Origin of the sequence: Polluticoccus soli (assembly GCF_029269745.1) — a bacterium.
Classification (GTDB): Bacteria; Bacteroidota; Bacteroidia; order Chitinophagales; family Chitinophagaceae; genus Polluticoccus; species Polluticoccus soli.
This window is the reverse complement of sequence record NZ_JARJHT010000002.1, coordinates 432165-445572: the sequence shown is the minus strand read 5'-3', so window position 1 is coordinate 445572 and position 13408 is coordinate 432165. Positions and strand designations below refer to the sequence as shown.

The following is a 13408-nucleotide window of genomic DNA, read 5'->3' as shown; positions in this document are numbered from 1 at the left end:
ACCTGACTGATGAGGCATAGTTTTTTATGAGATTCTCTTTTAAAAAGAACAGTTATGAAACTAAGGACATGTATAGCCGTTATTCTGGCCGCAGGAACGTTAGGCAGTTGCTCATCGATGAATAAAACGCAAAAAGGAGCCGTGATCGGTGGCGCAGGTGGCGCAGTTGTAGGCGGCGTTGTAGGCCGTGTTGCAGGCAACACTGCTGCGGGCGCTATTATTGGGGCTGCAGTCGGCGGTGCTACAGGTGCAATCATTGGGCGCAAAATGGATAAACAGGCAGAGGAGATCAAAAAAGATGTACCCGGCGCAGAAGTAGAACGCGTAGGTGAAGGTATCGTAGTACGTTTCGATGAAGCTGTATTGTTCACAACAGCCAGCTCCACGCTGACCGGCAATGCAACTACGTCTCTCAACAAACTGGTTACAATTTTGAACAAATATCCTGATACAAACCTCGAAATTGCCGGTCACACTGATAGCCGCGGTACCACTGAGTACAACCAGGGTCTGTCTGAACGTCGTGCGCAATCTGTTTCGGGCTATCTGCTCAACCGCGGCATTCGTAACAGCCGCATTACGACGCGAGGCTACGGAGAATCGCAGCCTTTAGCTTCGAATGATACAGAAGCTGGTCGCGCTGAGAACCGTCGCGTTGAGTTCCAAATATTCGCGAATGAGAAAATGAAACAGGACGCGGCATCGCAAGCTAAGAACTAAGAACAAATTACTTCAAGACAAAGGCTCTCGTAATCGAGGGCCTTTTGTTTTATATGCTATGATATTGACATGACAATAGAAAAAGAGTAGTTTTATAACATTCACCTTTCCCATTATTGAACCAAAACTTTACCTGATGCTGAATAACTGGAACAACCTGAAACAACATTTCCTGGTGTTAGTAGCTGGTCTTTGCACCTCAACAGCCGTGGCACAACCATGTACACAACTACTGATCGCGTCTTACACACCCGGAAATGTATGCACTGGTAGATCGCTTAACCTTTCAGCAAATACTATATCTGGTGCCAGCTACTCCTGGACTGGTCCAGCAGGTTTCTTTTCCACGGGGCAAAATCCTATTGTTCCTTCTGTAGCAGTGAATAATACCGGCGCTTATATTGTGACCGCTACTGCCGGATCGTGCATTTATAAAGACACAGTGAATGTAGTCGCGAATATTACCCCTGCAACGCCTGTATTAACTGCCAATAACCCTCCTTGCAAAGGTGGCAATTTAGCACTCGGTATTAGTGGTCCTACCGGAACCACATTCGCTCTATATAATCCAAGCGGAGTTCTGATGTCTTCGCAAACTATAATAAACCTGTCCAGTAGCCATAACGGCACGTACAAAGCAGTTGCGACGTCAATAGCTAACGGCTGTAAATCAGACACCTCATATTATTCAGTTCAAGTAATCGACCTGCCAGCACCTATCCTGCTGGCCGATGCATCGATATGCCGCGGCGATACTCTTCACATGTATGTAATGAACAACACGCCTTCAGTTGATAATTATTATTGGAACACACCAACGTTCAGTCCGTTCTATACTGCACCTACACCGCTTCATTTACCGAATGTTACCAACGCCGGTGTTTATACTGTGCGAACAGTTTTTGACGGCTGTATGTCACCCGTGGCCAGTACATTGGTCACATTTAAACCCAGTGTATTTGCAACAACGACGGTAACTGCAGATGGCGAGATACAATCTGGCTTTACTGAAATGACATTCACTGCCCACATAAGCAACGGTGGCGGATCACCTACCATCCAGTGGTTCAAAAACGGCGCGCCTATTCCCGGAGCCATTAACACCACCTACAAAGGCATCATGTTCAGCGATATTTTCCCTATGGATTGGTTTTACGCACAGGTACAGCGAGACAGTGCTTGCGGAGGTATCAACTACAGTGATACCATACAGATGAACGAAGTGCTGAATGTGCAAAATGTTGGTGAATCAAATGACCTGACACTTTATCCAAATCCGAACACAGGACAGTTCACGCTCCAGATTCCTTCTTTGAACGAGACTGCAACAATTGAAATTATCAATTCAGTGGGTCAGCGCTCGTTCATGACAACTATTGATCGTGCAGGTACACTTGATATTACGTTACCTCCTGGCCTGGCCAATGGCATGTATACATTGCGCCTGACAGGGGATGACAAAGCCTATGTCACGCGCTTTACAGTATACAAGTAGCACTATTTAATAACTGCAAAAAGATCCGGATGCTGCAGAGCGTACTCTGCGAGTAGCTTAACTGTGTCGGCATCCAAATGCTGAAAACTATCATCCAGTTGTTCGAATTCTTTGAGTTCCTGGTAAAGCATGGCGAATTCTTCAACAGTAGTGCTTTTGTCCAGTAATTCACGATTTAAAACGTACACTTTCAACACGTCATCGATCACTTTGGAAACCTCGGCAGCGCCCAACTGATGCAACCATTCCGGCATATTCAACAGCAGGCCGACATAGCCATTTTGTATGAACTGGATAAAACCGCCTTGTAACACCTGCATACGCACATAGTCGTACGACAGCAACAGTTGTTGTCCTTCAGACAATTCGTCCATAAAAGTAAAATCCCGGCGCTTGTACATCTCCTCGTGCAAGGGCTGAACGAAGATGTCGAATATCGCCTGAAAATCACTGGCTGCTTGCGCTTTTTCTAATTCTGTCTTGTTGATCTCGGGTAGAAACTTACTATCCATACTTTTGTAAAAGTATGAAAGAAGTAAAAGACCTGTTCTCAAAACAATCAGCAACCTATGCTGCATACCGGCCTACGTATCCGGATGAACTGTACGATTTCATCTTCAGCATTACGCAAAACTTTGATACTGCATGGGATTGTGGTACCGGTAATGGACAGGCTGCAATACGCCTGGCAGAGAAGTTCAGGCATGTTATCGCCACCGATCTCAGTGAAAAACAACTCAGCTATGCTTCCCAAAAGGACAACATAGAATATAGAGCAGCCCGGGCTGAAGACTCAGGACTGGAAAACAATAGCATGGACCTTGTGACTGTAGGCACGGCACTTCATTGGTTTGATTTCGACAAGTTTTATGGTGAAGTGAAAAGAGTAGCAAAACCCCAAGCCAGCATTGTAGTATGGGCATATGCACCGTTCCGCTCTGAGAGTGCAATAGATGAAATATTAGACAATTTTACCTATAACATTTTAGGCGGATATTGGGATCCTGAACGCAAATGGGTGGATGCACAATACAAAACCATCCCCTTCCCTTTCAAAGAAATACCGACACCAGAATTGGCCATAAAGCTACACTGGACATTAGATCAATTCATGGGATTTCTCCATTCCTGGTCGAGCGTACAGCATTATATCGAAAAAAATGGAAACGATCCAGTTGAGATCATCCGGGAGCAACTGGAGGTACTGTGGAAGTCTGGCGAAGTGAAAGAACTGCGATTTCCACTATTTGTCAGGGCAGGCATTATAAATAAGTGATAACCACAATCATTTCACACTTCGTGAAGATTGACTAATTTTCGCCCATGAATAAAAAGGAAAGGGCGCCTGTTTATTACAGCGAATACCTGCAGCTGGATAAAATATTGAACGCGCAGCAACCCGAAAGCGAAAAAGAGGGAATTAAGGCCAACGATGAAATGATGTTCATCGTTATACACCAGACGTACGAACTCTGGTTCAAACAGATATTACACGAGCTGAATATCATCAGGGATATTTTCAAGCAAGAACACATCCCAAACAGCTCACCCGATATATATAACAGCGTACACCGCATACAGCGCGTGTGCCGGATACTGGATGTGGCAGTAATGCAAATGAGTGTCATGGAAACTATGACCCCGCTCGACTTCCTGGACTTCCGCGACCTGCTTAGGCCGGCATCGGGCTTTCAGAGCATCCAGTTTAAGATGATCGAGGCTACATTGGGACTGGAATACCAACAAAGGCACGGCCAGAATTATTACCTCTCGCAACTGAACCAGAAGGATATTGAGCGCGTGAAAGAAGCAGAGTCTAAAGAATCGCTTCTTGTACTGATCAACAGGTGGCTGGAACGTATGCCATTTGCCAAAGACAGTTACTGGCTGGAGACTAGCGGTCACGAGTTCTGGAAGCAATACCGCGAAGCCTATGCAGGCAGCCTGAGTGAGATGGAGCTGAAAAACCTGGAAACCTTCGATAAGCTGTTCATGAACGATGCCAACTATCCTGCTGAACGGAAGTTGAGCGCAGACGCCAACCGAAGCGCATTGTTCATCATGTTATATAGGGATTATCCGCTATTGCACTTGCCTTATGAACTGGTAAGCAGCCTGCTCGAAATAGATGAATTGCTGTCTATGTGGCGCCATAGGCATATACACATGGTACAACGCACCATTGGTAAACGTGTTGGTACGGGTGGTAGCACCGGTGCAGAATACTTGCGTGGCGCAGCCGACAGCCATTACATTTTTAAAGAACTGGCAGAACTCACCTCTTTCCTTGTTTCGCGCAACCTGGTACCTAAGCTGCCGGAGAAACTGGTACATGGTCTGAGCTATAACTAAAAGGATCTGATGTCATTTGCCATCGAGATAGAGAATCTCAGGAAACACTACAAAGGCGCATGGGCCCCCTCGCTCGATGGATTGTCATTGACAGTACAACGCGGTCAGGTAATGGGCTTGCTGGGACCAAACGGTGCCGGCAAGACCACTACCATCAATATTCTCTGTGGATTGGTACTGCCTGACCAAGGCAGCGCTAGAGTCCTGGGCAGGGATTGCGTCAAGGATATACTCGACATCAGGAAAATAATTGGAGTGGCGCCACAACAGATCGCGCTCTTCTCGAATCTAACTGCATGGGAAAATTTCCGGTACATTGGCCGGCTTTATGGATTAGATGAGCGTTCTATTTCTGATCGCGGTGATAAACTCCTGGAGCGCCTGGGGCTGGATAAGCATGCAGACAAGAGGATCAATCGGTATAGTGGCGGCATGAAGCGCCGCGCAAATATCATCGCTTCGCTACTTCACCAACCTGAACTGCTGATATTGGACGAACCGACAGCAGGCGTTGACGTACAATCCAGAGCACTAATTCTGGACTTTTTGCAGGAGTACAACCAGCAAGGACATACCATCCTGTACACATCGCACCTGATGGAAGAAGCAGAAAAGATATGCGATGAAGTGGTGATAATTGACGAAGGCAAGTATGTTACCAGCGGCGCACCTAAAGCGTTAATAGAACAAACACCCAATTGTAAAAGACTGGAAGATGTCTTCCTGCATTACACCGGACATTCGGTAAGAGATTAGCATGAAGAAAATTGTAGCCACGATCATTAAGGAATGGACGCTGCTTCGCCGCGACGTAGGTGGCTTCGCTTTGCTATTCCTGATGCCGGCAATGCTGATAGTGGTAATGGCCCTGGTTCAGGACGCCCCTTTCCGCGACTACCAGGAAATGCGGTTTGAACTATTGCTGGCTGATGATGATGGTGGCAGCCTGGCAAAGGAGATCAAAGCAGGGCTTAAAGAGAGTAAGAATTTCCAGGTGGTTGATGCAATAGATGGCCAGCCGCTAACTGAACAACAACTCAAGCAACTCCTTCAAAAAGGCAAATACAGTATTGGTATCGTCATACCCCGGGGTGCAACGGCAGAAGTTGCAAATTCTGCAAACATGTTGGCGAACACGGTATCTGAGAAAATTGGATTAGGCAAACTGCCAACACGCGAAAGCCGTGACGCCTACGTTCGTATGTATTTTGACCCCGTCGCCAAACCCGCTTTCCGTGTCTCCATCAGCAATGCGCTCGATAAGTACATCACTTACTCGTGCAGCAAAATACTCGTAGATCGCCTATCAAAACTTGGCGGCGATACTAGTACAGCCATCGCGGGAACTGATTTCAAGAACGCATTCCAGGGTATTGGCATCAAGGAAGAACCTTTATCCGAAGAAAAAGGCCCGAAGTATCTTATTAACTCTGTGCAGCACAACGTACCGGCCTGGGCGATCTTCGGTATGTTTTTCATCCTGCTGCCTGTGGCCAGTCATACCATACGTGAGCGCGAGGAAGGCAGCGCACTGCGGCTTGAGTTAATACCCAATGCTTATCGCGGGGTGGCACTGGGCAAAATACTGTTCTACACCATTGTGTGTACAGCACAATTCGCCTGTATGTTGGCCATTGGCGTCTGGCTGTTGCCTTACGTAGGACTTCCTTCGTTATATCTGGGAGAACATCCCCTTGTGCTGGTTCCTGTCGCTGTTCTTATAGCTTTTGCTGCAACATCATTCGGATATTTCATAGGCGCAGCATTCAAGACCATCAACCAGGCATTGCCGTTTGGATCAATAGGCATAGTATTGCTTTCCGCTATTGGTGGTATCTGGGTTCCAATTGAGTTGCTGCCACAAGCACTAAAAACTGTCGCTCTAATTTCCCCACTTCATTGGGGGCTAGATGCGGTACACCAGGTAATACTTCGAAATGGCAGCATTACAGACGTTGTACCGCACATCGTTGTTCTGTTTGCTTTCGGAACTACAATGTGGCTGATCAGCGTCTACCTGAATCGTTCACGCAGGTATTCTTTCTAGGCCTTTGTCATTACAAATATCAGGTTAGCCGTGAGCTTTGTGTTGTCCAACACTTCAATGCTCATGCTATGCCGTTGCGCAAACGATTCAATGAATGCACGGCTGATAAAATGCAATTCATTCTGCGTTTTATTGAATTTGAAGATACGTGTTGAAAACACCTCTGTTGCCTTTGTACCTTTGATACGGTCTTTGAGTTCGGAAACTCCATCGCGAATGATCAACTTGCCTCCTGTATTCAATGCTGCATAACATTTCTCCAGCAATGTTTCTTGCTGATCGGGTAATAAATAATGAAGCACATCGCTGATGATGATACCATCGCAACTCTCCAATTCAACCTTTGTAAGATCTCCTTGCCTAAACTCAATCGCCTCATCCCGTAGAAAATTGCTTTGGGCCGTCTCGATCTTCTCGTCATCATAATCAATCCCGGTAAATGACCGCCCGGGTGCAGCCCAGTGCAGCATATAAGTCATAAAGCCATACCCACAACCAAGGTCGTAAAACTTGCCCTCGCGTGGCAGGAGTGCGTGAAACTGCTCGTAATACCCCTCCAGTCCTGTCTTCACACGGCAATACCATTCGAGCGTAGGACCTTTATAGGTGTAGGAGCGTTGCAGTTGCTCTTTAAAGTACGTCGGCGTTTCGTTGCTTGCTTTCGCCTGACCATATGCTGTGCGCATCCAACGTCCTACCAATTTAGCACGCTCACTATAAGTTTTCCCGAATGTTTCATCTTCGGGATTGATGCGGGGATGTATATAAACTGAGCAAGTGCCGTCTTTCAATAAAAAATCGCCTTTCTGCATGGTATGACCAACACCGTGCAACACCAACGGAACGATGTCCAACTTTAGCTGTTCTGCGATATAGAATGCACCTTTATGGAAACGTTTTATTGAATCATCGTACGAACGAGTGCCTTCGGGGAATACGACGATGGAATAACCCCTCTTGACGAGGTCCCTCAAAGGTTCGATACTTTCTTCCGCGCCGTCGGCCACCGGGTAATATTCTGCCATACGAACTACCGCACCAAACACCGGAGAGCGCCACACCCAGCGGTTGGTCATCAACACCAATTTAGGGTGAAGCATTGTGGTAATGAGTATATCTAGAAACGAACTATGATTGGCTATATAGACTGCAGGTTTCTGAAAATCCTCGTTTGAAAGATTGTAAACCCTTTTGCGCACGTTAGCCATAATGTACATCATACTCCAGGTATAACGGCTCACCCAGACGTGAAATAAGTACTTATTCTTCTCCTTATTGAAGGGCCACAGCCTTGTCAATATCACTCCCAATATCGTCAGTATTAGCGACCCTGAAAAGAAATATGCAAAGGCAAAAACTGATTTAGTAAAACTCCACAGTGTGAACGGAAGGAGCTTCTTGTCTGCCCTGTTCTGGATAAACCAGTTGAACAGGAATGGTTGTAGCGTCTGTGAAATAAACAGCACACAGACCAGTCCAACAACAGAAATGAACGCAATAGAGCGCAACGCGGGATGCTTTGCCAGCAGCAACACACCGAGACCAATAACGACAGTAACCGCCGAAACATAAACAGCAGAACGGACAGACGTGAGTTTCTGCTTGCCATACTTGTACCGCTCTATCAATCCATCCATCGTGAAAATGGTATAGTCATCACCGAGGCCAAAGACGAGGGAGGAGATAATGATATTGACGATATTGAACTTCAGGCCGAGTAACGACATTAAGCCTAATATCCATACCCAGGATATAGCCATCGGTAAAAAGGCAATGATCGCCAGTTCAAACCTCCCATACCCGATGAGCAATGCAAAGAACACGATCAAAGAAGAGTACAAAGCTATACTGGTAAAGTCTTTGTTTAAGATATCTACCAACTGCAACGCACCTTGTTGCCTGTCTGTGATCGTAACACCATCTATACCTGACAATGCATCAAACACCTGTTTCCGATGCTCCTGCGCCACTTTAAGAGCAGCAATTGCATAATGCTTACCATCGCCTAAAGAAAAACCACCGGGATATAAAGCCTTAAGCTGGCTGACTGTTGCCTCATCAAGAGCAGTGTATTGTTTATTAAGCGTCTCGGGGAAAGAAGCGAATGCTGTTGTCGTGAACCCTTGTTGTTGAGCGGACTGATTCACAGCCTCCATAACTGTTTCCTGCTTTTCGGTCGTCCAGAACGACTGCCAACGAGCGATCCTGTGCTTTTGCTCGGCAACTGATGGCAGGAACACAGTCGGATTGGAGGTACTCCTCACCCATCCTTTTGCCCTAATATCCGTTAAGCGCTCATTTATCGTCTCCAGCTTTTGCAAAGCATCTTCCTGCGATTGCCCATTTGCTACAACAAACACCGAGCTTAACGCATAAGCATTGGCTGCGCTTACCTTTTCCTGAGCCTTTTTTAGTTCGGGTGACAGGTAGTTCAGGTTCATCAGGTCGCTGTCGAACCGGACGTCTTTGCCAAAGTAAAACATGACCGGTGTGAACAATACGATGAATAGTATCAGCCATTTGTTCTTCTCAGGTCTCCACGTAGCGACACGATCAAAAACAGTTACAGTATCCTTTGAAGTTTCGACGCCTAGAGGAAAATGAGGCAAGAATATCAATGTGCACAAAGCTGCCCCTGCAAGACTGGCAGCAGCGAATAAGCCGAGATCCTGGAGTATAGGCGTATGCACCAGCCTAAGCGACAGGAAGGCGGCAATAGTGGTAAAACTGCCAATGGTCAATGGCTGCGATAGCTCCTTAACAGTATCCTTGATATTTCGTTCGTGACGGAGATGCGCAAGGAAGTGGATAGAAAAGTCGATAGCAATACCCAGTATGATTGCCCCCGCTCCAATAGCGATCACCGATATTTCACCTTGCACTAGACTGACAACACCCACACCTGCCACCGCACCATAAACAACCGGCACCATCAGAAGTAAGGGACTTCGCTTACGCCTGAAAAAGTAATACGTGAGTGCTAATAACAGAACGATGGTAACCGACAGTGTAACAATAGTGTCTGTACGCATCTGGGTGGCATTGCCCGCTGCTACAGCTGGCCCGCCAAAGTAACTTATATCAATACCTGCATGCTGTCGTTTCCAATCGTTAGTATACTTATCTATTGCTTCAAATAGCTTTGTATTCTTACCAGTTTCAGAGGCCTTATATTTCGGTTTCAGGAAAAAAGTTAATTGCCTTTGCTCGCCGGAAAAGAGGTAGCCTTCATAGGTTTCATAGCCTGGATCAAACTGCAGTGTTTTTAGTTTAGCCCAAACCAAACCAGACATACCAATAGGATCCTGCGCTACCATAGTTTTATAAACTACGCTGGCAGGCGAAGTGAGTATCCTTTTATTGGCGGCTAATGTTTGAGTGATCCGGTCGGGTTGCGTTAGGCTGTCCAGTTTTCTATAGTCACTTTCATCCAGGAACAGCGGCAGGTTATTTCGCAAGACGTCGGCCAAAGTCTCTTCCAATCCTCCACCCGGCTGCAATGAAACGGTGTCGATCATTGAGCCTCCAACCGAGGACAGGCCTTCTACATAACCGTTCACAGCTCCAATCAGGCTATCGGGATCGGTTTGGGTACTGTCTGTAAATGATGCAAGAAATATCACTTGTTCACCAGCCTGCGTGTTGCTGATGACATTGTTCATAGCCTTGATAGCCTTGCTATCAGGCAGCATGTCTGTGATGTCTTCTTTCAGCCTGATTCGTGATGCCAGAAACGACCACAAACCCAACGACAAAAAAAACGCCAGCCACAACAATAGCTTGTTGCGGCTGAAAAAACTGTAAAGGGTAACGAATAAAAACTGCATGCTATCGCTGGTACCGCTTACTCAAAATCGGTGTAAAGCAGGTATTTCTTCCTTATCTGTTTAAATGCATTAATGCCTGGTTTCCATGAAGCCTGTATCTCAGCCTCCGGAATTTTGTTCTCTATTTGCTTTCGCAGTTCGTACGTACCTGCCAGCTTCTCAAAAAAGTTATTGAAGAACTTATCTTTTTCGGGATACCAGTCGTAGGCACGAGCCAGCCATGTGGTCCTCACACTATAGCGCAGCAGCCTTAATGCTTCATCGGGATTTAAGGCCAGGGCCTGCCCATATACTTCCTGGTAAGCATAAGGAGGGTCTATTTTTTGTCCCCATACCGGTACTGGTTTAAACCAGAAACCTGACTTGCCTTTGAATTTGGGGTGTCCCCATTGCTGGAAAGGTTTGTCAGAACCTCGTCCCACGCTTACTACCGTTCCTTCGAACAGGCAGAGGGTTGGATAGCAATAAATCGCCGTCATGTTCCTTAAATTGGGCGACGGAGGAACCGGAAGTTCATATTTGGTTTTGTGATCGTAGTTGGCGCAGGCGATCACATTCATGTCCAATTTCTCTGCCCCCTCAAACCAGCGCTCCCCTACAAGCATTTTTGCATATTCACCTGCCGTCATACCATAGACAATAGGAACAGGCTGCATGCCAACAAACGACCGTAAAGAAGTATCCAGAACCGGACCATCGATATAAAAGCCATTAGGGTTCGGCCTGTCAAGCACTATCAGTTGAATATCGTTTTCGGCGCACGCCTCCATAGCATACTGCAGCGTGGATATGTAAGTATAGAAACGTACACCCACGTCCTGCAGATCGTATATCAACACATCAATACCTTTCAATTGATGTTTTGTAGGTTTTTTGTTGTTACCGTATAAGGATATGATAGGCAGACCGGTTTTCTTGTCCTTTTCATTCTCTATCTTCTCCCCGGCAGCAGCCAGTCCGCGAAAACCATGTTCAGGTACAAAGACCTTCTTCACATTCACGTCAAGAGAAACTAGCGTATCCAGCAACGAGCTATCACCAACAATAGAGGTTTGGTTGATAATCAATCCTACCTTCTTCCCCTTCAGCAGGGGCAGGTATTCGTTCATGCGTTCCGCACCTGTAACCACCGCTGCGGGCGCCGAAGTCGCTTCCTGCTTGTTTTTAGGTTGGGCGCACCCGGTAGTGATGCTGCCAAAAAATAGTAATATCGTAAAACTGTATAAAAACCAACGAGTCATGAGGGCGAGGTTAAATTTCCGGTAAAGATAAAACTGCGTTTCCATTATTATGGCTACCTTTGGCTCAATTATAACATCTTATTAAAACAATAATAATGCAACAAGTTAAAAGCGGTGATACAGTTCGTGTTCATTACCATGGTAAATTAACTGATGGTTCAACTTTCGACAGTTCAGATGGCCGTGATCCACTGGAATTCAAAGTTGGAAGTGGTCAGGTTATCAAAGGTTTTGACGATGCTTTGGTGAACATGGCGATCGGCGAAAAGAAAACCGTTAATATACCTGTAGACCAGGCATACGGTCACCGCAACGACGATATGATGATGGAGTATCCTAAAAGCGAATTCCCTGCTGACATGGCTCCAGAAGCTGGCATGGAATTGCAAATGAGCGACAACCAGGGTCATATCTTCCCTGTTGTCATCGCTGAAGTAAAAGACGAAGTAGTAATACTGGATGCTAACCACCCGCTGGCTGGCCAGGACCTGGTATTCGAGATCGAACTGGTATCGATAGCATAATAAACTTCCTTACAATAATTACAGCCGGAGTTGTTAAAACTCCGGCTGTTTTATTTAACAAACACCGAAAACCTGAATTATTATATTTGTCCGACTACCGATCCATTATGTCGTTATTCTCTTTACTACTACAAATAGATACCGCGGCAGCAACAGCTAATGCCATTGCTACTCCGCAGGACGAGATATCACTGATCTACCTGCTGAAAGAAGGCGGGATAATGATGATACCACTCCTACTGTGTTCCATCATTTTGGTGTATGTATTTGTTGAGCGCCTTTCTGTGATCAGGAAAGCTGGTGAGATCGATGGCGGGTTTATGCCACGCATACGCGAAAAGGTAACTAAAGGCGACCTCCAAGGCGCCCGAACGCTTGCTCGTGGCACTCAAGGACCCGTAGCCAGAATGATAGATAAAGGTATTAGCCGCGTGGGCAAACCGATCGACCATATCGAGAAATCGATGGAAAACGCTGGTAAACTGGAAGTATACCATATGGAGAAGAATCTATCAGTTCTTTCTACGATTGCCGGGATTGCCCCCATGTTTGGCTTCCTTGGTACGATCGCAGGAATGATCATCCTGTTCTTCGATATACAGCACAAAGGCTTCTCATTGGAAAGCATTGCCGGTGGTATCTACACTAAGATGGTAACATCTGCCGTTGGTCTGATCATTGGTTTGTTGGCCTATATAGCGCACAACTACCTAAACGCACAGATCAATAAGAATGTAAATAAGATGGAAACTGCTTCGGTGGAATTCCTTGATATATTACAAGAACCAGCGCACTAGGCAATGAACTTAAGAAAGCATTTGCGCGATAAGCCAGAGACCCATGCGTCAGCACTAAACGACATCCTGTTCGTTCTCCTGCTGTTTTTCCTGATTATTTCCACTTTGGCCAATCCCAATGTTGTTAAACTGTCTATTCCTAAGGCAGAAAGCGATACCAAAGCAAAACAGACCGTAGTCGTGTCCATTGATCCGCAGCAGCGGTTCTTTGTCGGTACACATTCTACCTCGCAAGACTCATTACAGAGCGCAATCAATGGTATAGTTGCCCGTTCACAAGATGCCGAACCCACAGTCGTGATCAATGCCGATAAACAAGCAAGCGCCGAAAGTATAGTGGCTGTAATGAAAGCTGCAAAAGCACTTAACCTTAAGACAGTGCTGGCCGTAGATAAAGAATAGCCT

Annotated in this window: 12 protein-coding genes; 9 read left to right on the top strand and 3 right to left on the bottom strand. The window is 46.2% G+C overall.

Features of this window, described 5'->3' with window-relative positions; translation table 11 throughout:
* Positions 1 to 54: 54 nt before the first annotated feature.
* Entirely contained in the window at positions 55 to 720 is a 666-nt protein-coding gene (locus P2W83_RS12595; RefSeq protein ID WP_276134097.1) for a YiaD family glycine zipper/OmpA-like lipoprotein, read from the top strand.
* Between the two features lie 136 nt (positions 721 to 856).
* Positions 857 to 2215 carry a T9SS type A sorting domain-containing protein gene (locus P2W83_RS12590; RefSeq protein WP_276134096.1) on the top strand — a complete coding sequence of 453 codons (1359 nt, stop codon included), beginning with the start codon at positions 857 to 859 and terminating at the stop codon, positions 2213 to 2215.
* A gap of 2 nt (positions 2216 to 2217) precedes the next feature.
* Here P2W83_RS12590 and P2W83_RS12585 read toward each other — a convergent pair whose 3' ends face one another.
* Positions 2218 to 2727 carry a DMP19 family protein gene (locus P2W83_RS12585; protein WP_276134095.1) on the bottom strand — a complete coding sequence of 170 codons (510 nt, stop codon included), beginning with the start codon at positions 2725 to 2727 and terminating at the stop codon, positions 2218 to 2220.
* A 14-nt stretch (positions 2728 to 2741) separates the two neighbouring features.
* Here P2W83_RS12585 and P2W83_RS12580 point away from each other — a divergent pair, with 14 nt between their 5' ends.
* Genes P2W83_RS12580 through P2W83_RS12565 form a run of 4 tightly spaced genes read left to right on the top strand, consistent with a single transcriptional unit; the run spans position 2742 to position 6614 of the window.
* On the top strand, positions 2742 to 3491 hold the full coding sequence (locus tag P2W83_RS12580) for a class I SAM-dependent methyltransferase (RefSeq protein ID WP_276134094.1): 750 nt from the start codon (positions 2742 to 2744) through the stop codon (positions 3489 to 3491).
* Positions 3492 to 3538: 47 nt separating this feature from the next.
* A complete protein-coding gene (locus P2W83_RS12575; RefSeq protein ID WP_276134093.1) occupies positions 3539 to 4567 on the top strand; it encodes a tryptophan 2,3-dioxygenase in 1029 nt (342 codons plus the stop codon).
* A gap of 9 nt (positions 4568 to 4576) precedes the next feature.
* Positions 4577 to 5323, top strand: a complete 747-nt coding sequence (locus tag P2W83_RS12570; RefSeq protein ID WP_276134092.1) for an ABC transporter ATP-binding protein — start codon at positions 4577 to 4579, stop codon at positions 5321 to 5323.
* 1 nt (position 5324) lies between these two features.
* A complete protein-coding gene (locus P2W83_RS12565) occupies positions 5325 to 6614 on the top strand; it encodes an ABC transporter permease (protein WP_276134091.1) in 1290 nt (429 codons plus the stop codon).
* Here the strand turns inward: P2W83_RS12565 and P2W83_RS12560 are convergent.
* Positions 6611 to 10441: a trifunctional MMPL family transporter/lysophospholipid acyltransferase/class I SAM-dependent methyltransferase gene (locus P2W83_RS12560; RefSeq protein WP_276134090.1), complete on the bottom strand. Its 3831-nt coding sequence runs from the start codon at positions 10439 to 10441 to the stop codon at positions 6611 to 6613. The genes P2W83_RS12565 and P2W83_RS12560 overlap by 4 nt on opposite strands.
* Positions 10442 to 10458: 17 nt before the next feature.
* Positions 10459 to 11682 (bottom strand): exo-beta-N-acetylmuramidase NamZ family protein, encoded by a 1224-nt coding sequence (locus tag P2W83_RS12555; protein WP_276134089.1) that lies wholly within the window; start codon positions 11680 to 11682, stop codon positions 10459 to 10461.
* 95 nt (positions 11683 to 11777) lie between these two features.
* On the opposite strand from P2W83_RS12555, the gene P2W83_RS12550 reads away from it, so the two are divergent.
* From P2W83_RS12550 to P2W83_RS12540, 3 genes are all read left to right on the top strand, one after another.
* Positions 11778 to 12206 (top strand): FKBP-type peptidyl-prolyl cis-trans isomerase, encoded by a 429-nt coding sequence (locus P2W83_RS12550; RefSeq protein WP_276134088.1) that lies wholly within the window; start codon positions 11778 to 11780, stop codon positions 12204 to 12206.
* 107 nt (positions 12207 to 12313) lie between these two features.
* Positions 12314 to 13003, top strand: a complete 690-nt coding sequence (locus tag P2W83_RS12545) for a MotA/TolQ/ExbB proton channel family protein (protein WP_276134087.1) — start codon at positions 12314 to 12316, stop codon at positions 13001 to 13003.
* A 3-nt stretch (positions 13004 to 13006) separates the two neighbouring features.
* A complete protein-coding gene (locus P2W83_RS12540; RefSeq protein WP_276134086.1) occupies positions 13007 to 13405 on the top strand; it encodes an ExbD/TolR family protein in 399 nt (132 codons plus the stop codon).
* Positions 13406 to 13408: the final 3 nt, after the last annotated feature.

Excerpts from the sequence above, each read along its gene's own strand:
- P2W83_RS12555 (WP_276134089.1), bottom strand. The coding sequence starts at position 11,682 with ATGACTCGTTGGTTTTTATACAGTTTTACGATATTACTATTTTTTGGC.
- P2W83_RS12540 (WP_276134086.1), top strand. The coding sequence starts at position 13,007 with ATGAACTTAAGAAAGCATTTGCGCGATAAGCCAGAGACCCATGCGTCA.
- P2W83_RS12570 (WP_276134092.1), top strand. The coding sequence starts at position 4,577 with ATGTCATTTGCCATCGAGATAGAGAATCTCAGGAAACACTACAAAGGC.
- P2W83_RS12580 (WP_276134094.1), top strand. The coding sequence starts at position 2,742 with ATGAAAGAAGTAAAAGACCTGTTCTCAAAACAATCAGCAACCTATGCT.
- P2W83_RS12565 (WP_276134091.1), top strand. The coding sequence starts at position 5,325 with ATGAAGAAAATTGTAGCCACGATCATTAAGGAATGGACGCTGCTTCGC.
- P2W83_RS12590 (WP_276134096.1), top strand. The coding sequence starts at position 857 with ATGCTGAATAACTGGAACAACCTGAAACAACATTTCCTGGTGTTAGTA.
- P2W83_RS12545 (WP_276134087.1), top strand. The coding sequence starts at position 12,314 with ATGTCGTTATTCTCTTTACTACTACAAATAGATACCGCGGCAGCAACA.
- P2W83_RS12595 (WP_276134097.1), top strand. The coding sequence starts at position 55 with ATGAAACTAAGGACATGTATAGCCGTTATTCTGGCCGCAGGAACGTTA.
- P2W83_RS12575 (WP_276134093.1), top strand. The coding sequence starts at position 3,539 with ATGAATAAAAAGGAAAGGGCGCCTGTTTATTACAGCGAATACCTGCAG.
- P2W83_RS12560 (WP_276134090.1), bottom strand. The coding sequence starts at position 10,441 with ATGCAGTTTTTATTCGTTACCCTTTACAGTTTTTTCAGCCGCAACAAG.
- P2W83_RS12550 (WP_276134088.1), top strand. The coding sequence starts at position 11,778 with ATGCAACAAGTTAAAAGCGGTGATACAGTTCGTGTTCATTACCATGGT.
- P2W83_RS12585 (WP_276134095.1), bottom strand. The coding sequence starts at position 2,727 with ATGGATAGTAAGTTTCTACCCGAGATCAACAAGACAGAATTAGAAAAA.